The sequence below is a fragment of the Streptomyces sp. NPDC102279 genome (assembly GCF_044766365.1).
Classification (GTDB): domain Bacteria; phylum Actinomycetota; class Actinomycetes; order Streptomycetales; family Streptomycetaceae; genus Streptomyces.
Genome location: NZ_JBIWLU010000009.1, coordinates 87,739 through 109,371 on the forward strand (window position 1 = coordinate 87,739; position 21,633 = coordinate 109,371).

The following is a 21,633-nucleotide window of genomic DNA, read 5'->3' on the forward strand; positions in this document are numbered from 1 at the left end:
CCGGCGTCCGGTCATGCCCCCGCCGGGTTCACGTGCCGCGTACCGCTCGGCGCAGCCGGGTGGCCGCCGCCGCGCGTGGCGCGTTGTCCGCCGGGCGGCGGCGCGGGTGGACGGTGTTGGCGAGCAGGACCAGGAAGGTTCCGGTCACCGGGTCGAGGACCAGGGACGTGCCGGTGAAGCCGGTGTGGCCGGCCGCGCCGCCGCCCGCGAGGGCGCCCATGAACCAGGGCTGGTCGAGGGCGAACCCGAGGCCGGGCGGGGTCAGGAGGAGTTCGACGAAGTCGGGGCCGAGGATACGCGCGGGCCCGTAACTGCCGCCGGCGAGCAGGGTGCGGCAGAAGACTGCCAGGTCACGGGCGGTGGAGAAGAGGCCCGCGTGACCGGCCACGCCACCGAGCGCCCAGGCGTTCTCGTCGTGCACGACCCCGCGCAGCATGCCCCGGTCCGCCTTGCCCCAGGGCCGGCGCTGGTCCTCGGTGGCGGCGGCGCCCGGGCAGGGGCCGAAGGCGGTGGCGTTCATCCCGAGGGGGCGGGTGATGCCGTCCCGGACGAGGGCGTCGAGCGACCGCCCGCTGACCCGCTCCAGCACGAACTGCAACAGCAGCAGGTTGAGGTCGGAGTACCGGTAGAGGCCCGGCTCGGACGAGGGGCCCTCGGCCCGCAGCATCGCCAGCCGGGTCGCGTCGTCCGGGCAGTCGTACAGCGGGAGTTCGGGGCGCAGCCCGGAGGTGTGGGTGAGCAGCTGCCGCACGGTGACGCCGTGCTCGCGGGCACCGCGGAACTCGGGCAGGTAGGCGCCGACCCGCGCGTCGATGCCGAGGGTGCCGCGCTCCAGCTGCTGCACCGCGGCGACCGCCGTGAACAGCTTCGTGAGCGAGGCCAGGTCGAAGGGCGTGAAGACGGTCACCGGCACACGCGCCCCGGCCGCCAGCTCGGTCCCGGTGTCGGTCTTCTCGTCGTAGGCCGCGTAGCGGACCGCCCACCCCGCCGCCTCTTCGACGGCGATGACCGGGCCGCGCCCGGCGACCAGCACGACACCCGCCGCCCACGGGTCGGGCCCGGTGGTGAGGGCTCGGACCTCGCCGGCGAGTTGTCGCAGCTCTCCGGCGTCGAGTCCGGCGCGTTCCGGTGTGTCGATCCGCAGTCTCGGTGCGCTCAGCTGTCCGCCGCCTTTCCGTCCGGTGTGTGCCCCGTGCGCCGGGGACGGCACAGTCCCACGAAGCAGGCGACGGCCACCAGTACGGCCGCCAGTTGGACGACGGCCATCGGGACGGCGGTGTGCTCGCCCGCGATGCCGACGAGCGGTGAGGCGACCGCGCCGACGAGGAAGGACGTCGTGCCCAGCAGCGCGGAGGCGGACCCGGCAGCGTGCCGTACCCGCATGAGGGCGAGGGTCTGGGTGTTGGGCAGGGCGAGGCCCATCGCCGACATCAGCACGAACAGCGCGGCGGACACCGGTACGAGTCCGACGTTCCCGAGGACGCCGGTGGACATGAGGAGCAGCGCGGTCGCGGCGAGGACGACGAGGGCGAGGCCGGTGGCGAGGACCTTCTCCAGCGGGACCCGGCCGACCAGCACCTTGCCGTTGATCTGGCCCGTGATCACGAGGCCGACGGAGTTCACGCCGAAGAGCAGGCTGAAGGTCTGCGGGGAGGCGCCGTAGATCTCCTGGATCACGAACGGAGAGGCGGAGATGTAGGCGAACAGCGCCGCGAAGGTGAAGCCGCCGGCGAGCATGTACCCCGCGAAGATCCGGTCGGCGAGCAGTCCGCGCATGGCGTGCAGCGCCTCACCGACGCCGCCCACGTGCCGGTCCTCGGGCCGTAGCGTCTCCGGCAGCTTCGCCCAGACGACCGCGGTGAGCGCGATGCCGACGGCGGTGAGGACCACGAAGACGCCCCGCCAGTCGGTGACGCGCAGGATCTGTCCGCCGATGAGCGGCGCGACGACCGGGGCGACCCCGGAGATCAGCATGAGGGTGGAGAAGAAGCGGGCCATGGCGTCGCCGTCGTACAGGTCGCGCACGACGGCCCGGGCGATGACGATGCCGGCCGCGCCCGCGAGCCCCTGGGCGAGGCGGAACGCGACGAGGAGTTCGATGGTGGGGGCGAGCGCGCACAGCACGGTGGCGAGGACGTACACGGCGAGTCCGCAGAGCAGCGGACGCCGGCGGCCCCAGCGGTCGCTCATCGGCCCGACGACGAGCTGGCCGAGTGCCATGCCCGCGAGACAGGCGGTGAGTGTGAGCTGCACCGTCGCCGCGGGTGCGTACAGGGATCCGGTGACCTCCGGCAGCGACGGGAGGTACATGTCCATCGCGAGCGGGGGTGTGGCGGTGAGTCCGCCGAGGACGAGGGTGACGAGGAGGCCGGTGCGGCCCGCGGCGCCCGGGCCCGCGGCCGGTCGCGCCATCCGGCCCCGGGCGGGCCGGGGTTCGGGGGCGGGCACGGTCGCGGTGTCCGCGGCGGTCGCGTCCGGTATGTGCCCGTGCGGGCTTCCCTGTTCCCGCGTGGTGCGGCCACGCTCGGGCATGTGCCCCTCCCTCTGCCAGTGATGCGCCCCCTATGCTCTCAGTTCGAACAGGGTGTTCGGGGTCACAGATCGAGGTGCGGGCATGACGGGCGAACGCGTGCGGTGGGGGATTCTGGCGACCGGCGGGATCGCCGCGGCGTTCACGGCGGACCTGGTGGACATGCCGGACGCCGAGGTCGTGGCGGTCGCCTCACGGACGGACGCCTCGGCGAAGGCGTTCGCGGAGCGGTTCGGCATTCCGCGGGCGTACGGGGACTGGGCGTCGCTCGCGGCGGACGAGGACGTCGACGTCGTGTACGTCGCCACTCCGCACGCGGCACATCGGCAGGCCGCCGGGATGTGTCTGGAGGCGGGGCGCCATGTGCTGTGCGAGAAGGCGTTCACGCTGAACGCACGGGAGGCGGACGAGCTCGTCGCGCTGGCCCGGCATCACGACCGCTTCCTGATGGAGGCCATGTGGATGTACTGCAATCCACTGGTCCGGCAGCTGAAGGCGTTCGTCGACGACGGTGTGATCGGTGAGGTCCGCACCGTGCAGGCCGACTTCGGGCTCGCGGGGCCCTTCCCGCCCTCGCACCGGCTGCGGGACCCCGCGCAGGGCGGCGGCGCGCTCCTCGATCTCGGCGTCTATCCGGTGTCGTTCGCACAACTGCTGCTCGGGGAGCCCTCGGACGTCGTCGCGCGAGCGGTGCTCTCCGACGAGGGCGTCGATCTCCAGACGGGTGCACTGCTCTCCTGGGAGAGCGGCGCTCTCGCCTCGGTGCACTGCTCCATCAACGGCGGTACCCCGGTGGCCGCGTCCGTGACCGGTTCCGAGGGCCGCATCGACGTCCCCGACGGCTTCTTCTTCCCGGACCACTTCGTGGTGCACCGCGACGGCCGCGAGCCCGAGACGTTCCGTGCCGAGCCGGCGGCGGGGCCCCGCAACAGCCTGCGGCACGAGGCCGCCGAGGTGATGCGCGCGCTGCGGGCCGGCGAGCGGGAGTCCCCGCTCGTCCCGCTGGACGGCACGCTCGCCGTGATGCGGACGCTCGACACGATCCGGGACCGCGTCGGCGTCCGCTATCCCGGCGAGGCCGGCGGACCGGACGTCAGGCCTGCTTGAGCCCCTGGTCGCCGACCTCCGTCACGAACGACGCGGCCGTGGTGACCGGCGCCCCCGGCGTCGTCACCGCCGACACGGTCCTGAAGTCGGCCCGCGCCGTTTCCCGGCCCAGCTCGACGGTCACGTAGCCGCGCCGCCCGTTGTAGAACTTCAGGTGCGGGTTGGCCTGCGTGTAGGTGGCCCAGTTGGCGGGCCGGTCGGAGCCGTCCTTGCCGCTGGTGATCGAGGTGGCGACGATCTCCGTACCGAGGACCGCCGACGCGGGGTCGTCGAAGTCGTCGAGGATGTCGAAGGCGTACCCCACGTGCACGTCCCCGGTGAGCACCATCAGGTTCTCGGTCCCGGTGGACCGGGCGCCCGCGAGGATCCGCTGCCGCGAGGCCCGGTAGCCGTCCCAGGCGTCCATGGACACCTTGGCGACCGGGTTCAGGTCCAGCTTGCGCTGGGCGAAGGTGACCTGTTGCGGTACGACGTTCCACAGCGCCCGCGAGTCCCGCCAGCCGTCGATCAGCCAGCGTTCCTGCGTCGCGCCGGTGATGGTGCGCGCCGGGTCGTCCGACTCGGGCCCGGGGACGTGCGAACCGTCGCCGTAGGCCTGGTCGGAGCGGTACTGGCGGGTGTCGAGGATGTCGAACTGCGCGAGCCTGCCCCAGCCGAGCCTGCGGTAGAGCTGAGCGTCCGGGCCGACCGGGAGCTGCGCGCGGCGCAGCGGCTGGTTCTCCCAGTACGCGCGGTAGGCGGCGGCGCGGCGCAGCAGGAACTCCTCCGGCGGGTCGTCGTTCTCGTCGATGTCGTCGGCGTAGTTGTTCTCCGTCTCGTGGTCGTCCCAGGTGACGGCGAAGGGGTGCGCGGCGTGCGCGGCCCGCAGGTCGGGGTCGGACTTGTAGAGGGCGTACCGCAGGCGGTAGTCCTCCAGCGTCGTGGTCTCGTGGTTGAACAGGTCGGGGAGCGTCCGGTCGGTGTAGTTCCGGGCGCCGCCGACGGAGCTGACGGCGTACTCGTAGAGGTAGTCGCCGAGGTGGAAGACGACGTCGACGTCCTCCTCGGCGAGGTGGCGGTACGCGGTGAAGTAGCCGTCGTGGTACGCCTGGCAGGAGACCGCGGCCAGGGTGAGCGCGGAGACACGGGCGCCGGGGGCGGGCGCCGTGCGGGTGCGGCCCGTCTCGCTGATCCAGCTGCCGACCTTGAAGCGGTAGTGGAAGACCCGGTCGGGGGCGAGCCCGCCGACCTCGACGTGCACGGCGTGGTGGTACTCGGGGTGCGCGGTGACGGTGCCGCGCCCGACGACCCGGCGGAAGCGGTCGTCGTGCGCCAGTTCCCAGTGCACGGTGACGCGTTCGGCGGGCAGGCCGCTGTCGGGCTGGTACGGGGCGGGCGCGAGCCGGGTCCACAGGAGCACCGAGCCGGGCAGCGGGTCGCCGGAGGCGACGCCGAGCGTGAAGGGGTCCTCGGTGATTCTCGCCGCGTCGAGTTCGGCGGCGCTCGCCGTGCCGGCGGCCGGCAGGTCGACGGCGAAGGCGAGCGCGGCGGCCGCGCCGGTGACGGTGAGGAAGCGGCGGCGCCCGATGTGACGCGCCACGGCGCGGAGTTCGGGGGCGTGTTGCGACGGATGATGCTGGGCTGCGGGTGTCATCTGGCCCTCCCCTGACGGTGGTGGTACAGGGCATTGCAGTGGCCAGGATCGACGGCCGCTTGGCGCGTACACAACAGGAACATGGCGGGAGGATGAGTTCCGGATGTCGGCCCCGCCACCTGCCCCTCCCGTACGCTGCGGGCCCATGAACGCCATGAATCCCCTGAATCCCCCGGAGACGAAGACCGCGGTGGTGACCGGAGCGGGCTCCGGCATCGGCCGTGCCGTGGCCGCCGAACTGCTGCGCGCCGGCTGGTCGGTGGCGCTGGCCGGGCGCAGGACCGGGACCCTGGAGGAGACCGCGGCCCTCGTGCCGCAGGCCCCCTCGATCGCCGTCCGCACGGACGTCTCGCGCCCCGACGAGGTGGCCGCCCTGTTCACCGCCGTACGCGACCGGTTCGGGCGGCTGGACCTGCTGTTCAACAACGCCGGGACGTTCGGCCCGGGCGGGGTGCCGGTCGAGGAACTGCCCTACGACGCCTGGCGGCACGTCGTGGACACCAATCTGAACGGCGCGTTCCTGTGCGCGCAGGCGGCGTACCGGCAGATGAAGGAGCAGGACCCGCAGGGCGGCCGGATCATCAACAACGGTTCGATCTCCGCGCACACGCCCCGGCCGCAGTCGGTCGCGTACACGGCGACCAAGCACGCGCTGACGGGCCTGACCAAGTCGCTGTCCCTGGACGGCCGTCCGTACCGGATCGCCTGCGGTCAGATCGACATCGGCAACGCGGCCACCGACATGACGGAGCGGATGCGGACCGGAACGCTCCAGGCGAACGGGGAACTCGCGGTGGAGCCGGTGATGGACGTGGCCGACGTGGCCCGCACGGTGCGGCACATGGCCGAGCTGCCGCTGGAGGCGAACGTGCAGTTCGCGACCGTGCTGGCGTCCGCGATGCCCTACGTCGGACGCGGCTGACCCGCGCCCGCATCCGCTGTCACCTTCGCTGCCGCCTTCGCGGTGGCCGGCCCTATGGGTACGCGGGGAACGGGGCGCCCGTTCACCGCATCTGGTCAAATTCTCAACTTGCACAAACGGAAGCTGACTCTCCGGACCATAGAGGCCGGTGATGGGCTTATGCTCAACACCTCCTCCACGAGAGCTTCACACTCGGAGGAAGAGACTTCGGTAGGGCCATCGGCCCGCACCGAGGGGGGAGGTGGCAGTCGCTCCGCGGTCCGGGTGGGGGCGGGCCTCGTGCGAAAGCGCGAGGAAAGCACCGGATCGCGCAGCGGCTGTCCCCGTCAGAGCCGGCGCCGCACAGCTGTCAGGGCTGTGCGGCGCCGTGCTGTGTGGCCCGGGCACGCGCAACGCCCGGACCCTCATCCCGCGGTCAGTGCTTGCGGCGAGGCCCGCGTCCCTCGGTGGACGCCTCGGCCGGGTCCTCCGCCGGGCCGCGACGGCGGTTGCGCAGCGCCAGCACACCGCCGGCGAGCAGCACGACCGCTCCCCCGGCCCCGCCGACCAGTCCCCAGGGCGGGCCGTCACTCTTCGCGGCGGCGGCCGGAGCGCCCGCCGCCGGCTTCGCCGTCGCCCTGTGCGTGGGGGCCGCGCTCGCGCCGCCCTCGCTGACCGGAGCGACGAGCGTGCCCACCGGTTCGGCGTCCGCGCCGTTGCGGAAGCCCCAGTCGAGCAGTCGGGCCGCCTCCTCGTAGACGCCGCTGCCGCCGCTCTTGGGGTGCATCACCGTGACGAGGAGGGTCCGTCCGTCGCGGGTGGCGGCACCGGTGAAGGTGTTGCCGGCGTGGCTGGTGTACCCGTTCTTCACCCCGATCAGGCCGTCGTACGTCTTCACGCCCCACGCGCCGGTCAGCAGGCGGTCGGTGTTCTGGATCTGGAAGGTCTTCTTGCCGCCGGCCGGGAAGTCGGCCGTCTTGGTCGCGCAGTAGCCGCGGAAGTCGGCGCTCGCGAGACCGTGCCGGGCGAACAGCGTCAGGTCGTACGCGGACGACAGCTGGCCCGCGTGGTCGAAACCGTCCGGGCTGACCACGTGCGTGTCCAGGGCCTGCAGGTCCTTCGCCTTGGCCTGCATCTCGGCGACCGTCGCCGGGACGCCGCCGTTCATGTGGCTGAGCACGTGCACCGCGTCGTTGCCGGAGCGCAGGAAGACGCCCTGCCACAACTGCTCGACGGTGTAGGTGATGCCGGGCTTGATCCCGACCAGGCTGGAGCCCGCGGGGACGTCGGCGATCTCGACGTCGGTCACCCGGTGCGTCTCGGTCCGGTCGAACTTCGCCAGCACGGTGTCCGCGAACAGCATCTTCAGGGTGGAGGCGGGCGCGAGGCGCTGGTGCGCACGGTACGAGGCGAGGACCTGGCCGCTCGTGTGGTCCGCGATCAGCCAGGCGCGGGCCGTGAGGTGCTTGGGCAGCGCCGCACCGCCGCTCGCCTGTACCCCGGTGCGGCCCAGCCGCGCACCGCCGATCGTGGTGGCGGCGGAGGCTGTGGTGGCCGTCGCGGCGGCGAGCGGCACGGCGGCGGCGAGGCCGAGAGCCGCACGGCGGGAGAGCCCGGAAGAATCACGCATCCCGGGACCGTACAAAGCCGCTCCGCGGGCCCCGACAGCGGGGTGACAAAGGGAAGGGAAGCCGATTCCCAAGGGGCGGCAAAGGCGCCGTTGAAAGGCGAGGCAGACGAGGCAGCCGGGTCGGGGAAAGCGCGGGTCCGCCCGCGCGCCGTCCTCCGTCCCACCGGAGGAAGCGCGGCGGCGGGCCCGCCGGCCGTGACCGTCCGCCATCCAACAGGTCCTTCCTGTCAATAGCCCCTTCCCCGCTCAGCAATGGGCTGTCTGACGCAAAAATGATTCAAGGCCCGGATTTCTCAGTTCGCACACATCTGGCACTCAGCCCGGATCAAAGGTTCCTCCATAGCGTGTGGCCGCGCCCACAGCGGGCGCCAAGAACCTTTGAGGAACGGGATGTTTGGCATCTATCTCAAGCGTGAGCTGAGCCGGCGCAAGAAGGCGGCGCTGGTGATCGCCCTGGGTCTGGCGCTCGGAATCGCGCTGGTCATCACCGTCAACTCGGTGTCGGCCGGTATGCAGCAGGCACAGGACAAGGTCCTGAAGTCGCTGTACGGACTCGGCACCGACATGACGGTCACCAAGGCCCAGGCGGCACCGACGGGGAATTCCTCGGGCCGGCCGAAATTCGACTTCGACGCCAAGTCGGACAGCAGCAAGAGCCAGAGCTCGGACCGGGTGATGACCCAGGGCGGGCAGTCCCTGAAGTCCTCGCTCGTCACCCAGGTCGCCGCGCAGAAGGGCGTCGCGAGCGCGGTCGGCGCCCTCAGCCTGAACGTCACCAAGGTCGACGGCTCCTTCACCCAGGGCAAGGCGAAGTCCTCCACCTCGGGCTCGGGACAGCAGGGCGGACCCGGCGGCGGCCAGAGCGGCGGCACGGCCGCCCCGCAGGTGCAGGGCGGCGGAGCCTCCTTCGACGTGAACTCGTACTCCGTTGCGGGCGTCGACGTGACCGACCAGGACCTCGGCCCGCTCGCCACCTCGAAGATCACCACCGGCAAGACCTTCACGGCCGCGCAGAGCGACGCGAAGGTCGCGGTGCTCAGCAAGTCGTACGCCAAGGAGAACAAGAAGACGGTCGGCAAGACCGTCACGATCTCCGGCAAGAAGTACACGGTGATCGGGATAGCGACGCCCGACACCAGTGAGTCGACCACCGATGTCTACCTGCCCCTGAAGCAGGCCCAGACGCTCGGCGACGCGAAGAACAAGGTCACCACGATCTACGTCAAGGCCACCGACTCGAAGCAGATCGACACGGTCAAGACGGCCATCCAGAAGAACATCTCGGGCACGACGGTCACCACTTCCGCGGACCTCGCCGACACCGTCTCCGGCTCACTGTCGACGGCCTCGAACCTCGCGACCAGCGTCGGCAAATGGCTGTCGATCGCCGTCCTCGTCGCCGCGTTCCTGGTGGCGGCGCTGCTCACCTCGTCCGCCGTCTCCCGCCGGGTGCGCGAGTTCGGCACCCTGAAGGCGCTCGGCTGGCCCTCCCGCAGAGTGACCCGGCAGGTCGTCGGCGAGTCCATGGTGAACGGACTGCTCGGCGGCGCCCTCGGTATCGCCCTCGGCCTCGGCGCGGCCGCCGTCGTCACCGCGATCAGCCCGAAGCTGACGGCGGAACTCGGCTCCACCGGCGGGAGCGGCATGGGCGGCGGCCCCGGCGGCGGCGGTCCCGGCCGGCAGGCCGCCTCCGCGGCCAAGAACACCGTCGACATCGCGCTCTCGGCGCCGGTCTCGGTCACCACGATCGCGCTGGCCGCGGGCCTCGCCATCGCGGGCGGTCTGATCGCCGGCGCCATGGGCGGCTGGCGCGCCTCCCGGATGCGCCCGGCCGACGCCTTGCGCAGCGTCTCCTGACCGGCCCCCGGGCCACACCCCAAGAGCAGGGGCGCCGCGTCCACTCCCCCGGGCCGCGGCGCCCCACCCCTCACCCTCGGAGAACCTCATGTACAAGCTCACCGGCGTCACCAAGCGCTACACGCGGGGCAAGGACACCGTCGACGCGCTGCGCGGCGTCGACCTGGCCATCGAGGACGGCGACCAGCTCGTCATCCAGGGCCCGACCGGCGGCGGCAAGTCGACGCTGCTCCAGATGATCGGCGGCCTCGACCGTCCGAGCTCCGGCAGCGTCGAGCTGGACGGCGTCGACCTCGCCTCCATCAGCGAGGCCAAGCTGACCCGGCTGCGCGCCGAGAAGATCGGCATCATCTTCCAGTCGTTCAACCTCATCCCGACGCTGACCGCTCAGGAGAACGTCGAGACCGCCCTCGTCCCGCTCGGCGTGAAGCCCGCCGAACGGCGCGACCGGGCAGCGGAGGCGCTCCGCTCGGTCGGACTCGGCGAGCGGCTGGCGCACGTCCCGTCCGAGCTGTCCGGCGGCCAGCAGCAGCGCGTCGCCATCGCCCGCGCGCTGGTCAAGAAGCCGAAGGTGCTCCTCGCCGACGAACCCACCGGCAACCTCGACGAGGGCACCCGCGACGACATCATGGGTCTGCTGGAAGGGCTGTGGCACGAGTACGGGCTGACGTTCGTCATCGTCACCCACGACTCGTCCATCGCCCGACGCGCGCCGCGCCTCGCCACCATCCGGGCCGGCCGGATCACCCTGACCGAGCAGGGCGGCGCACACCGCGCCGACCCGTGGCAGCCCGCCCAACAGGCGCACACCACACCGCAGTCGGCGCAGCAGCCGTACGACTCCCGGTCCGCCGTCCCGCAGTCGTACGCGGCCCAGGACGCCGCCCCGGGGCCGTACGCGCCGTAGGACACCGTCCCCGAGCCCTGCACAACCCGGCAGTTCGGGTTCGCGCAGGGCGACTGAGCCTTCGGCGCCCGCACTCTCCCGTGGGTGTCCTAGCGGCCGTTCACCGTCCGAGCACCTGGTCGACCTCGGCCATCTGCGCGGCGGTGAGCGGCCCTTCGGCGATCGCGCCCGCGTTCTCCTCGGCCTGGGCGACCGAGCGGAAGCCCGGGATCGGCACGGTCCGGGGGCTCCGGGCCCACAGCCAGCCCAGGGCGCCCTGGACGAGGGTGCGCCCGCCACCGGTCAGGATCTCCTTGAGGGCGTCCACGCGGGCGAGCCACTGCGGGTCGGCGCCGCCCTCACCGGTGAAACCGGGCAGCCAGGCGGGCGGCGCGCTGCGGATGTCGCCCGCCGCGAGGGCCCGGCCCGGCGTGTGCCGGCCGGTCAGCAACCCCATCGCCAGCGGACTCCGGTTGATGCTCGCGAGCCCCGACTCCTCGCAGAGCGCGACGAGTTCGGGCGCGTCCTGCAGGACGTTCAGCCGGTGCTGCACGGCCGCGCAGTGCTCCCCCTCGGCGAAGACGGCCGCGCGCCCGGGATCGTCGGTGCTCCACGCGTAGGCGCGGATCAGCCCCTCCCTCACGAACTCCTCGCAGGTGTCGCGGAGTTCGGCGGCCTGCTCGGGGCCGGCGTCGGAGAGGTGCAGCTGGTAGAGGTCGATCCAGTCGGTGTCCAGGCGGCGGAGCGAGGCGGTGAGGGCTCGCCTGGCGTACGCCGGGGAGTCGTCGGCGCCGGTGAGGAGGCGGCGGTCCTCGTCGACGACGTTGCCCCACTTGGTGGCGAGGACCACGTCGGCCCGCCGCTTGCCGAGGGCCCGCGCCAGTACCCGTTCGCTGTGCCCCGCGCCGTACGCGTCCGCCGTGTCGAAGAAGGTCACGCCGAGGTCCAGGGCGCGGCGGACGGCCCGTACGGACTCCTCGTCGTCGACCGCGCCCCAGCCGAGCGGCTGCCCGTCCGGGGTCGCCCACTCACCGCCGATGGCCCAGCAGCCGAAGCCGAGGGCGCTCACCTCGATACCGCTGCTTCCCAGTGTCCTGTTCCCGAAGTTCTCCATGCCCGGGGACGCTAGGAGTTGGAGCGCACGCGAACACAAGCCCCCGGGGCGGGGTTCCCCCGGACCCGGCCGGTCTTCCCGGGGCTCAGGCCTGGCCGGTCTCGAAGCGGCTGATCCGGCCGCCGTCGTCCACGGTGAAGGTCCACTTGGTCTTCATCTCGCCCCAGGCGTCGTTGCGGTACCGCACGACGAGGGAGCGGCCGCCGCCGGACTCGTTGTCGACGTCCATGTGGCCACGCGAGGAGAAGATCTCCCGGTCGGTCCAGTCGGCGACGTCCCGGTCGGAGCCGTCGTCGGACATGGTGGCGCCGGGCGCGAGGACCGACTGGAACGCGTCACGGTCGTGCGCGTTCACGGCGGAGACGAAGGCCCGGACGGCCGGGTCGCTGAGTTTCGCTACCTGAATCGTCATGGCAAGCAGACTCACACCCGCCCCCGGAGGCCGCCACCCGAACGGCCGCGCGGGAACACCGGACACGTGTGATCGGTGCGACGGTGGAGACCCGGGAGGGAACCGTTGCCGTTGTCTGCACTGGGAGTCACCGTGACCTGTTTCGACCGGCGTGATCTGGGACTGCTGCTGCTCCGTCTGAGCACGGGCGGCGCACTGGCCGCGCACGGAGCGCAGAAGCTGTTCGGCTGGTTCGGCGGCGGCGGCATCGAGGGAACCGGGGCTGCCATGGAGGCCATGGGCTACTCCCCCGGAAAGGCCAGCGCGACGGCGGCGGGCCTCGCCGAGGCGGGCGGCGGCACCCTGCTCGCCCTCGGTCTCGCCACCCCCGCGGCCGGTGCCGCGGCGGCCGGTGCGATGGCCGGCGCGGCGGCGGTCCACGCGCCGAACGGGTTCTTCGCGCAGGGCGGCGGCTACGAGTACGCGGCGTCGCTCGGCCTGGCCGCGGCGGGCCTCGCGGTGACGGGCCCCGGGCGGCTGTCCCTCGACCACGCGCTGGGCCACGCCGTGAACCGCGGCTGGATGGTGCCGACCGCGCTCGGCGTCACGGCCGCGGTCACCGCGGTCGTCATCGGCACCCGCAACAGCCGGCTCCGCAAGGCGCAGCAGGGTGAGCAGGAAGCCCTGTTCGAGGAGTAGGAGTCGGCCCGCCCGCCCCGGGGGAGGCTGCTCCCATGGCTGACCAGGACCTGGACGACACGACCGGCCCGGCGGGCACCGCCGGCACCATGACCGGCCCGGCGGACCCGGCCCACCGGGCGGGCGCCCCCGCCGGGGCGGACCCGTGGGAGGCGATCGACCGGCTGCACGGCTGGCTCGACGCCAACCGGGCGCACGGCGGCCGGGAGGGCCTGCTGCTGCGGGTACTGAAGCTGTCGGAGGAGGTCGGCGAGGTCGCCCGGGCGGTGATCGGAGCGACGGGCCAGAACCCGCGCAAGGGTGTGAGCCACACCTGGGACGACGTCCGCTCGGAGCTGTGCGACGTCGTGATCACGGCGATGGTGGCGCTGCGGGAGCTCGCGCCCGACGCGCGCGAGGTCTTCGCGGCCCACCTCACGTCCGTCACGGACCGCTCACTGCGCCCGGACCCGCCCCCTCGCGCCGACCCGGCTGCCGGGCCCCCCGCGTCCGCCGCGGGCCCCTGACCCCGCTCCGCGACCCGGCACTCATCGCGCTCCCCTCGCCCCTCCCCGCTGTCCAGCGTGTGCTCCGCCCGCCACGTCTCCACCCCTCCGACCGGGTACGGGACTTGGCGACCGCCTCCGGAGAGTTTCTTCGTCCATGCCCACGGTGACCGCATCTGTTCACCTGTCGGACAGTGCCGCGCCGCCGGGAGTTGGCGGACGCGGCACAGCCTTCTCGTCGACATCGCGTCGACGAAAGGGCCCCCGTGCAGGACAACGTTTTCCCCAGAGGCCGCCGGACGACCGCCGTGATCGGCGGCGTGCTGACGCTCACGGCCATGGGGCTGGGAAGCCAGGCGCACGCGGCGAGTTACGGCACGCCGAGCCTCTCCCTGTCGGCCACGTATCTGTCGGGCGCGGTGGGCGCGACCGGCGATCCGACCGTGAACGTGACCGTCGCGCAGAGCGGGGCCGACGCCGGCGCGCTCGCCGTCACGGTCACCAAGAGCAGCAAGACCGCGGTGGCGACCACCGCCGACGCCACGGTCACCGGGACGGGCGCCACCCGCAAGGTCGCGGTCGCCGCGCGCGGCGAGGGCTACACGGACCTCACCGTGCAGGTCACCGGGGTCGACGGCAAGAAGGTCACCAAGACGCTGCACTACGCCGCCTCGGCCTCCGTGCAACGTCCCACGGACACGCGGTACTTCACCGGCTCCAGCGACGCCTCGGCGGCCGTCGACGTCGGCGGCGGCTACGCGGTCGTCGCGGACGACGAGTCCAACACGCTGCGCCTGTACGACCGTTCGGCGTCGGGCGCGCCCGTCAAGACCTGGGACTTCGGCTCCAAGGCTGGCGTGTCCAAGGAGATCGACATCGAGGGCGCCACGCGCGTCGGCGACACGATCTACTGGACGGGCTCGCTCGGCAACAACAAGGACGGCGAGTACAAGGCCGACCGCAACACCGTCTTCACCACGACGGTGACCGGCTCGGGCGCCTCCACCGCCCTCACCTACGGCCGTTCGTACAAGAAGCTGCGGGACGATCTCGTCGCCTGGGACGAGGCGAACGGCGACCGCTACGGCTTCGCGGACGGCACCGAGGACGGCCAGACACCCAAGCAGATCGACGGGTTCAACGTGGAGGGCCTGGAGTTCGCGCCGGGCTCGACGACCACCGCCTACCTCGGCTTCCGTGCGCCGCTCGCTCCCGCGGTGCCCGGCGGCAAGGCGCTCATCGTGCCGGTCACCAACTTCGACAAGGTGCTGAGCAGCGGTTCGAAGGCGGTCTTCGGCACACCGATCGAGCTCGACCTCGGCGGTCTGGCGATCCGGGACATCCGTAAGAACGCGTCGAACCAGTATCTGATCGTCGCCGGTTCCTGGGCCGCGGACGACAACTCCGACCCGTACGCGCTCTACTCCTGGGACGGCAACGCGGCACACGCCCCGGTGAAGCGCCTCGACCTGCCGACCTCGGACCCCGGCGGCTGGGAGGCGATCGTGGACGTCCCCGACCTCGGCGTGTCCGGCGCCCGCGCCCAGCTGATCACCGACGACGGCTCGGCCGACCTGTACGGCGACGGCACCGAGGCCAAGGACCTCGACCACCCGGAATGGCAGAAGTCCCGGGCGACCTGGTTCACCGTCACCAACTGATCTGCCGCGGCCGCCGGTTCGCGGTCCGGGACCGAGGGGCCACGCGGGCAGCGGCGTGGTGCCGCAGGGCCCTCCCCCCCCCCCCCCCCCCCGCGCCCGGCAGGGACCTGAGCCCACGTCCGCACGGACCCGTGACCCGCACTCCGGGTCACGGGTCCGTCTCGTTTCCCTGGCTCGTGCCGGGGGGCGGAAATCAGCCGTTCTCCGAGGTGGGACGGGGAACGGGCTCCGCCGCGCCGGTCGGCGGGCGGCGCGAGGGCGCTCGCGTCGGACACGGGTGTCCGGACGGATCGGCGGGCGCGTCCCGGTGCCCGATCGGCCGCCCGGGAGAGAGGCCGCTGCCCGATCGGACAGCCGCGCCTGCCCCACCGGTCAGATGTAGCCCTCCCGCAGGGCATGGGCCACGGCGTGCGCCCGGTTGCGCAGACGCAGCCGGGTGGTCAGCCCGTGCATGACGTTCTTGACGGTGCGCTCCGAGTAGGAGAGCTTGCTCGCGATCTCCGCGGTGTCGAGCCCCTCCGCCACCAGGCGCAGCACGTCGATCTCCCGCGGCGTCAGCCCCGACACGGGCGCACCGGAGTGGCCGGACGCCGAGCGCTGCATCGTGCCCACCTGGCTCAGCAGCCGCCCGAGCAGGTCGGCCGGCAGGTCCCCGTCACCGCGCGCGGCGGCGAGCACGGCCTGCGACAGGCGCTGTGCGGTGGCCTCGTGGCGCCAGACGACCGCTCCGGCGCCGCAGGCGATGACGTCGAGGAGTTCGGCCTCCCGGACGGAGTTCACCACCAGCACGGCGCGGGCGCCCTCGGCGCGGACCAGTCGGCGCAGCCGCGCGAGGGTGGTGGCGTCGGGCGTCTCGCTGATCAGCACCGCCACGGTGTCGGGGCCGGCCTCCGTCTCGTCCCGCAGGTCGATCACCGGGTTGCCGCGCAGCTGACTCAGCGCTCCGGCCCGGGAGATGGGGTCCGAGGTGTGGACCACGACCGGGATGCGGTGCACCGCGCCCACGGGGCCGGTGTCGGTGCCCGGTTCGGATGCCGATTCCGGGGACGCGTCGATGCCTGTCGTCCGGGCTGAACTGTGCAACCGCTTCTCCCGAGTCAACGTGCCCTCGTCGTTGTGGGGTCGGTGACAGAGGGCTGAAATCACACTCCTGTGCCAGGAGAGGTCCGCACAATCGTGGAGGACCACGAGAGGCACCACGAGATCGGCGTCAGCGGATCCACGACGGCGGGAGGCCGGGATGTCCGTACGCGGACCGCTTCACGAACGCGGGGACGCGCTGGAGCTGGTGGCCGCCGAGGCCGCGCGGGCCCGGAGCGGCACCGGCCGGCTGCTGCTGCTGTCGGGCGCCACCGGCACCGGCCGCACGGCCCTCCTCGAAGCCGCCGCCGGTCACGGGGAGACGCACGGGATGCGGGTCCTGCGGGCCCGCTGCTCCCCGGACACGAACGCGCCCTTCGCCGCCGTGCTCCAACTGCTGTCCCTGGACCAGGACGCACTGTGGCAGCGGAGCGAGCGCGGGCCGGGGGCCGGGGAAGCCATCGCCGGGGTCGGAGTCGAAGAGGGCGCCGGAGCCGACGTCGGAGCAGGGGCCCGGGTCGGGGTGGGAGCCGGAGCGACAGCGCCCTCCCCTGTCCACTCCCATGCCTGTGCCCGCTCCCACGCTCATGCCCGCTCCCACTCCCATACCTATACCCATACCCATACCCATGACGATGACCGTGTCCATGACGATGGCCGTGCGGGCGCCCGGCTGTGGCGTCTGCTGCTCGCTCACGCGGGCGACGCGCCGCTGCTGGTGGCCGTGGACGACGTCCACCGCGCCGACGAGCAGTCCCGGCAATGGCTCGCCGACGCCGCACGGCGGATCGACCGCCTGCCGGTGCTGCTGGTGGTGACCGAGCGCGCGCAGTACGACGTCGACCCGGCCGGCCCCGGCCTCGCCCACGCGCTCTCGCCCGACCTCGTCCGCACCCACACCCTGGCTCCGCTGAGCGCCGACTCGGCGGCGGAGCTGGTCCGTTCGGCCTTCGACGACGCCCTTCCGGACGCCTGGGTGGACGACTGCGTACGGGCCTGCGCGGGCAGCCCGCTGCTGCTGCACGCGCTCCTGGACGACCTGCGCGCGGTGCCCGGCGGGCGGACCCCCGCTCCCGTCCCGGCGACCTGTGCCGCCCTGTACCCCGGCGCGTATCCGGCCGCCGTGTCGTGGTGGCTGGACTGCGCGGGCCCGGCGACCACCGACGTGGCCCGTTCGCTCGCGCTCGCCACCGCGGATCCCACCGGCCACGCGCCGTACGCCGACGCGGAGTTGCTGGCCGGGATGGCGGGCGCCGACCCCGCGCGGGTCCCCGGCTGGCTGACGTCGACGACCCGCCTCGGCATGCTGCGCCCCTCCCCCGACGGCGGCCACCCCGACTACGCCCACCCCCTCCTGCGGGACGCCGTGTCGAGCGGCTGGCCTGGTGCCCGGCGCCAGGCGGCCCACCGGGCGGCGGCGGAGACGATGCTGCGACGCGGCGATCCGGCGGAGGCGGTGGCGGGGCACGTTCTGCGGGCGCCCGCGATCGGTGCTCCGTGGGCGGTCGGCGTGCTGCTGGACGCGGCGTCGGCCGCGGTCCGCGCGGGCCGGGCCGGTGACGCACCGGCCTTCCTGCGGCGCGCCCTGGAGGAACCGCTGACGCCCGAACGCCGGTCCTCGGTCCTCACCGAGCTGGGTTCGCTGGAGTTCGTGACCGTGCGCCCCGCCGCGGGCATGTCCCGGCTCGCCGAGGCCGTACGACTGCCGGGCACGCCACGTGACCGGGTGCGGGCGGCGGTGGCGTTCGGCACGGCGTTGACCGGGCAGGGCGAGACGCGGGCCGCGATCGTCGTACTGCGGTCCCTGGACGAGCAGTTGCGCGACCACCCCGGCCTGGTCCGTACCGTCCGGACGGCCTCGACACTGCTGTCGGACCAGGACCCGGACGTACGGCGGGAGATGTACCGCCGGCTGCGCGAGACCGCGGACCACTCCCCCCACCTGGTCGGCACGGCGGGCCGGGCGCTGCTCGTGCGGTACGAGGCGACGGCGGGCCTGACGTCGGCGCGGACCGCCGTCCGACGCGTCCGCGCCCTCCTGGAGGAACCGTCGGACCCGCTCGGCGAGCCGTTCCTCCTGGGCACGGCGGCCGCCGTCACCCAGTGGGCCGACGAACTGGACGAGGCGGAACGGCTGGTGGAGCGGGGCCTGGCGGGCCAGAGTGCCTCGCTCCTGCATCCGATGCACGCGGCCCTGCTGAACGTACGGGCGGACATCGCGGCGGCCCGCGGCGCCCACGAGGACGTCACCCCTGCTCCCCGCCCCGCCGGACCTGTCGGCCGCGCCCCGGGCAACCAGGACGCGCTCGCCGTCCTCGCCCTGGTGGAGCGGGGCCGCACGGAGACGGCCACCACCCTCGCGGACGACTTCGAACTGCGGGACGCCCCCGGCACCTGGGAGGCGAACCGCTTCCTCTACGCACGCGGGGTCCTGCGCGCGGCCGACGGTGATCCTGGAGGGGCGCTGGACGACTTCCTGGAGTGCGGGCGGCGCCAGTCGGCGCGGGAGGTGCTCAGTCCCGTGGTGACGCCCTGGCGCACGGCGGCGGCGGAGTGCCGGGTGGCCCTGGGCCGCCCGGAGGAGGCCCTCGCGCTGGCACGGGAGGAGCTGCGCCTGGCCACCGTCTGGAACACGCCCCGCCTGGTAGGCCGTTCACTGAGCAGCCTCGGCACGGCGACCGGCGGCAGACAGGGTCTGGACCTGGCGGACCGCGCCGTACGCCTGCTCCGCGAGGCACCCGCCGGTACGGAACTGCCGGCCGCGCTGATCGCCCAGGGCCGCCAGTTGACCGCGGCCGGGGAGCGGACGCGCGCCCGCGAGCCGCTGCGCGAGGCGGCCGAACGCGCGGAGCGCCTCGGCGCGGTCCGCCTGCACACCCAGGCCCAACAGGCCCTGCGCGAGGCCGGCGCCCGCCGCGCGGCGGCCCCCCGCACCGGCACGGACGCCCTCACCCCGAGCGAACGCCGCATAGCCACCCTGGCCGCCAACGGCCACACCAACCCGGAGATCTCCACCCTCCTCCACCTGGCCCGCCGCACCGTGGAAACCCACCTGACCAGTGCGTTCCGCAAGTTGGGGATTCGGGGGCGGGGAGAGCTGGCGGGGGCGCTGGGGCGGGGGGTGTGCGCGGGCAAGGCCCCTCACTGCGACGGCGCCGGCCACCACGACCACGACGCAGCGGGGTTTCTGGTGCATCGCGCACAAGGGGCTGGATGATCGACGGGAGTCGCCTCGCACCCGTGAGCCGCCGGGTGTGCGGACGTTCGCAGGGGATGGCTCCTCGGCGCGGCCGACGCAGGGCCGACCTGCGCTCGGCCGGTCGTGGAGAGGGGCAGACGAGTCGGGCTGTACGCCGGGTTCTGTGCCCCGGGTCCTCGCGGACGTCGGGGCGACGGCCATCCATCTAGGGCCGGCGTTGCCGCCGGCCTCGTGCGGTCTACCCGCGGACTCGGGCGAGCAGCCCTCGAACGTCCGCGCAGGAGCACCGAGGTGCTCCCTCTTGACCTTGCTCCGGGTGGGGTTTACCTAGCCGCCTGAGTCACCTCAGGCGCTGGTGGTCTCTTACACCACCGTTTCACCCTTACCGGGAACCGGAGTTCTCGGCGGTCTGTTTTCTGTGGCACTGTCCCGCGGGTCACCCCGGGTGGCCGTTAGCCACCACCCTGCCCTGTGGAGCCCGGACGTTCCTCGGGAAGGTCCACAAGGACCTCCACGCGGCCGCCCGCCCGGCTCGTCTGCCGTGTCGACCATGGTACCGGCCGGACGGGGCGGCGCGGACCGGCGGCCGCCGTCGCGAGGACCGAGCCCGCCAGGATGAGGGTGAAGGAGACCACCACGGCCGTGGTGAGCGACTCGTCCAGGAACAGCGCGCCCGCCGCCACGGCCACCGCCGGATTGACGTACGTGATCACCGTCGCCCGGGTCGGGCCCGCCTCCCTGATCAGCTCCAGGAAGGCCACGAAGGCGATCGCCGTGCAGATGACGCCGAGGCCGGCGAGTGCGGCCAGTGCCTGCCCGGACGGAACGCTGTCCGGCCGGGTCACCACCGCCGCGGGGGCGTAGACCAGGGCCGCCAGTGCCAGGCACGGGGCCGTCAGGTGGAGCGAGGGCACGTCCTTGAGGCGGCGGGCCGCGATCACCGGCGCCGTCGCGTAGCCGACGACCGTCAGCAGCACCTCCACGAGGGACCGGGTGTCGCCGCCGGTCAGGTGCGGGGCCGTGAGGACCGCGACGCCGGACAGGCCGAGGGCGAGGCCGATGACGCGGCGGCCGCCGAGGCGCTCCGCGTCGCCGAGGAGGCGGGCCGCGGCCACCCCAACGATGGGCACCCCGGCGATCAGCAGCCCTGCGGTGGAACTGGACAGGTGGCGTTCGGCGTCGGTCAGCGTCCACCACGGGACGATGATCTCGATGCCCGCGAAGGCCAGCATCGGGCGCCAGTGGGTCCGTACCGTCCGGGTCAGGCCGCCCTGGCGGATCGCGAAGGGCAGCAGCAGCGCGGCGCCGATCGCACAGCGCGTGAACACCACCACCGACGGGGACACCTCGTCCACCGCCACTTTGATCATCAGGTAGGGGATGCCCCAGACCACTCCCATCAGGGAGAACAGGAACCAGCCACGCGCAGTCATGGGCGCAGTCTCGGACGGCCGGCGGTGGCCTGTCTTGAACGCTGTTGCGCCGCCGTCACGGACAGGCGCGGCGCCCTATCGCCCGGAGAGGACGCTCGTGCGGTACGCCGCCGGGGTCACCCCCAGCACCCGGCGGAACCAGCGCGTCAGGTGCGCCTGGTCCGCGAAGCCGACGAGGCCCGCCACCTCGGCGGGGCGCAGCCCCGACTCCAGGAGCCGGCGGGCGCGCTGCACGCGGTGCTGGGCGAGCCAGGCGTACGGGGGTATCCCCTCGGCCGTACGGAAGGCGCGCAGGAGCTGGTAGCGGGACAGGCCCAGGTCGGTCGCGAGGACCGCGAGGGAGGGTGGGGCCTGGAGCTCGCCGGCCAGGCGGTCCCGTACGACGGCGGCGACGCCCGTCGCGCCCGGGATCTCGTCGCGCTGCGGACGGCTCGTGGAGTGGCGTCGGACGAGCGCCGCGAGCAGCCACGGGAAGCGTGACTCGGCCTCCAACGGGTCGGGGCAGACGCTCAGTTCGGTGTGCGCGGAGCGCAGTGCGGCGGCGAGCCCGGGGTCGTCGAGGAGGGGTTCGCGGAAGTGCGGCGGCGGGCCGAGGACGGCCTCGGTGAGGAGCGACGGCTGCGCGTACAGGGCGCGGTAGGCGTAGCCGTCGCAGGCGGCCGGGCCGCCGGTGTGGATCTCGCCGGGCGCGAGGACGACGATGGATCCGGGGACGGCGCGGATGTGGCCGCCGCGGTAGTCGATGATCTCGGAGCCGCCGACGCAGACGCCGATGGTGAACTCGTCGTGGGCGTGCGGCGCGTAGCGGTGCCGGTCGAAGCGGGCGGTCAGCAGGTCGAGCGGCTGTCCGTGCCGCCCGAGGGTGGCCCGGGTCCAGCGGGCCTCCTCCCGGCGGGTCGGGGGCTGCACCGCCCCGGCGTTGTCCGTCACCGTCCCGTACTCCCCCGTGTCCGCCCGGCGCCGTGTGCCGGTGCCGCTGGGGGGACAACGCGGGCGGGTGCCGATTCCATGCCGGGCGGCGGTCCTC

The 21,633-nt window shown here is 73.4% G+C and carries 15 protein-coding genes, 1 other RNA gene and 2 pseudogenes; 8 read left to right on the forward strand and 10 right to left on the reverse strand.

The annotated features are described in order from the left end of the window. Positions 1-28: 28 nt before the first annotated feature. Positions 29-1,210 (reverse strand): serine hydrolase domain-containing protein, encoded by a 1,182-nt coding sequence (locus ACIRQH_RS23715; protein WP_358815282.1) that lies wholly within the window; start codon positions 1,208-1,210, stop codon positions 29-31. Beyond that, a complete protein-coding gene (locus tag ACIRQH_RS23720; protein ID WP_404226948.1) occupies positions 1,156-2,532 on the reverse strand; it encodes a multidrug effflux MFS transporter in 1,377 nt (458 codons plus the stop codon). The genes ACIRQH_RS23715 and ACIRQH_RS23720 overlap by 55 nt, the downstream gene beginning before the upstream one ends. A gap of 82 nt (positions 2,533-2,614) precedes the next feature. Between ACIRQH_RS23720 and ACIRQH_RS23725 the strand changes: the two genes are divergently transcribed. Next, positions 2,615-3,637, forward strand: a complete 1,023-nt coding sequence (locus ACIRQH_RS23725) for a Gfo/Idh/MocA family protein (protein ID WP_388929865.1) — start codon at positions 2,615-2,617, stop codon at positions 3,635-3,637. Here the strand turns inward: ACIRQH_RS23725 and ACIRQH_RS23730 are convergent. Further along, entirely contained in the window at positions 3,624-5,270 is a 1,647-nt protein-coding gene (locus ACIRQH_RS23730; RefSeq protein WP_404226949.1) for an alkaline phosphatase D family protein, read from the reverse strand. The genes ACIRQH_RS23725 and ACIRQH_RS23730 overlap by 14 nt on opposite strands. 145 nt (positions 5,271-5,415) lie before the next feature. On the opposite strand from ACIRQH_RS23730, the gene ACIRQH_RS23735 reads away from it, so the two are divergent. After that, on the forward strand, positions 5,416-6,192 hold the full coding sequence (locus ACIRQH_RS23735; protein WP_358815285.1) for an SDR family oxidoreductase: 777 nt from the start codon (positions 5,416-5,418) through the stop codon (positions 6,190-6,192). 415 nt (positions 6,193-6,607) lie between these two features. On the opposite strand, the gene ACIRQH_RS23740 is transcribed toward ACIRQH_RS23735, so the two are convergent. After that, entirely contained in the window at positions 6,608-7,801 is a 1,194-nt protein-coding gene (locus ACIRQH_RS23740) for a D-alanyl-D-alanine carboxypeptidase family protein (RefSeq protein ID WP_388864918.1), read from the reverse strand. A gap of 390 nt (positions 7,802-8,191) precedes the next feature. Between ACIRQH_RS23740 and ACIRQH_RS23745 the strand changes: the two genes are divergently transcribed. Together ACIRQH_RS23745 and ACIRQH_RS23750 are read left to right on the forward strand one after the other, a co-directional pair. Then, entirely contained in the window at positions 8,192-9,658 is a 1,467-nt protein-coding gene (locus tag ACIRQH_RS23745) for an ABC transporter permease (protein WP_404226950.1), read from the forward strand. An 88-nt stretch (positions 9,659-9,746) separates the two neighbouring features. After that, a pseudogene (locus ACIRQH_RS23750) lies at positions 9,747-10,430 on the forward strand (ABC transporter ATP-binding protein); the annotation flags it as partial. A gap of 235 nt (positions 10,431-10,665) precedes the next feature. Here the strand turns inward: ACIRQH_RS23750 and ACIRQH_RS23755 are convergent. Beyond that, positions 10,666-11,658, reverse strand: coding sequence for an aldo/keto reductase (locus ACIRQH_RS23755; protein WP_388864914.1), 993 nt, complete (start codon positions 11,656-11,658; stop codon positions 10,666-10,668). Between the two features lie 85 nt (positions 11,659-11,743). After that, positions 11,744-12,070: a nuclear transport factor 2 family protein gene (locus ACIRQH_RS23760; RefSeq protein WP_358815289.1), complete on the reverse strand. Its 327-nt coding sequence runs from the start codon at positions 12,068-12,070 to the stop codon at positions 11,744-11,746. Positions 12,071-12,202: 132 nt separating this feature from the next. Here ACIRQH_RS23760 and ACIRQH_RS23765 point away from each other — a divergent pair, with 132 nt between their 5' ends. The 3 genes from ACIRQH_RS23765 (at position 12,203) to ACIRQH_RS23775 (ending at position 14,894) form a co-directional block, all read left to right on the forward strand. Continuing rightward, positions 12,203-12,748 carry a DoxX family membrane protein gene (locus tag ACIRQH_RS23765; protein WP_358815349.1) on the forward strand — a complete coding sequence of 182 codons (546 nt, stop codon included), beginning with the start codon at positions 12,203-12,205 and terminating at the stop codon, positions 12,746-12,748. Positions 12,749-12,837: 89 nt separating this feature from the next. After that, positions 12,838-13,254, forward strand: coding sequence for a MazG-like family protein (locus ACIRQH_RS23770; protein WP_388929999.1), 417 nt, complete (start codon positions 12,838-12,840; stop codon positions 13,252-13,254). A gap of 317 nt (positions 13,255-13,571) precedes the next feature. Further along, on the forward strand, positions 13,572-14,894 hold the full coding sequence (locus tag ACIRQH_RS23775; protein ID WP_388865144.1) for a hypothetical protein: 1,323 nt from the start codon (positions 13,572-13,574) through the stop codon (positions 14,892-14,894). 372 nt (positions 14,895-15,266) lie between these two features. Here the strand turns inward: ACIRQH_RS23775 and ACIRQH_RS23780 are convergent, their stop codons facing one another. Then, positions 15,267-15,977: a response regulator transcription factor gene (locus ACIRQH_RS23780; RefSeq protein ID WP_388929869.1), complete on the reverse strand. Its 711-nt coding sequence runs from the start codon at positions 15,975-15,977 to the stop codon at positions 15,267-15,269. A gap of 157 nt (positions 15,978-16,134) precedes the next feature. Between ACIRQH_RS23780 and ACIRQH_RS23785 the strand changes: the two genes are divergently transcribed. Then, entirely contained in the window at positions 16,135-19,191 is a 3,057-nt protein-coding gene (locus tag ACIRQH_RS23785; protein ID WP_404226951.1) for an AAA family ATPase, read from the forward strand. A gap of 116 nt (positions 19,192-19,307) precedes the next feature. Here the strand turns inward: ACIRQH_RS23785 and rnpB are convergent. The 3 genes and pseudogenes from rnpB to ACIRQH_RS23800 form a co-directional block, all read right to left on the reverse strand. Further along, positions 19,308-19,708, reverse strand: an RNA gene (rnpB, locus tag ACIRQH_RS23790) — RNase P RNA component class A. A 118-nt stretch (positions 19,709-19,826) separates the two neighbouring features. Beyond that, a pseudogene (locus tag ACIRQH_RS23795) lies at positions 19,827-20,606 on the reverse strand (DMT family transporter); the annotation flags it as partial. Between the two features lie 75 nt (positions 20,607-20,681). Beyond that, positions 20,682-21,536: an AraC family transcriptional regulator gene (locus tag ACIRQH_RS23800; RefSeq protein WP_388929871.1), complete on the reverse strand. Its 855-nt coding sequence runs from the start codon at positions 21,534-21,536 to the stop codon at positions 20,682-20,684. Positions 21,537-21,633: the final 97 nt, after the last annotated feature.

Excerpts from the sequence above, each read along its gene's own strand:
- ACIRQH_RS23720 (WP_404226948.1), bottom strand. The coding sequence starts at position 2,532 with ATGCCCGAGCGTGGCCGCACCACGCGGGAACAGGGAAGCCCGCACGGG.
- ACIRQH_RS23725 (WP_388929865.1), top strand. The coding sequence starts at position 2,615 with ATGACGGGCGAACGCGTGCGGTGGGGGATTCTGGCGACCGGCGGGATC.
- ACIRQH_RS23730 (WP_404226949.1), bottom strand. The coding sequence starts at position 5,270 with ATGACACCCGCAGCCCAGCATCATCCGTCGCAACACGCCCCCGAACTC.
- ACIRQH_RS23735 (WP_358815285.1), top strand. The coding sequence starts at position 5,416 with ATGAACGCCATGAATCCCCTGAATCCCCCGGAGACGAAGACCGCGGTG.
- ACIRQH_RS23740 (WP_388864918.1), bottom strand. The coding sequence starts at position 7,801 with ATGCGTGATTCTTCCGGGCTCTCCCGCCGTGCGGCTCTCGGCCTCGCC.
- ACIRQH_RS23745 (WP_404226950.1), top strand. The coding sequence starts at position 8,192 with ATGTTTGGCATCTATCTCAAGCGTGAGCTGAGCCGGCGCAAGAAGGCG.
- ACIRQH_RS23755 (WP_388864914.1), bottom strand. The coding sequence starts at position 11,658 with ATGGAGAACTTCGGGAACAGGACACTGGGAAGCAGCGGTATCGAGGTG.
- ACIRQH_RS23760 (WP_358815289.1), bottom strand. The coding sequence starts at position 12,070 with ATGACGATTCAGGTAGCGAAACTCAGCGACCCGGCCGTCCGGGCCTTC.
- ACIRQH_RS23770 (WP_388929999.1), top strand. The coding sequence starts at position 12,838 with ATGACCGGCCCGGCGGACCCGGCCCACCGGGCGGGCGCCCCCGCCGGG.
- ACIRQH_RS23775 (WP_388865144.1), top strand. The coding sequence starts at position 13,572 with ATGGGGCTGGGAAGCCAGGCGCACGCGGCGAGTTACGGCACGCCGAGC.
- ACIRQH_RS23785 (WP_404226951.1), top strand. The coding sequence starts at position 16,135 with ATGTCCGTACGCGGACCGCTTCACGAACGCGGGGACGCGCTGGAGCTG.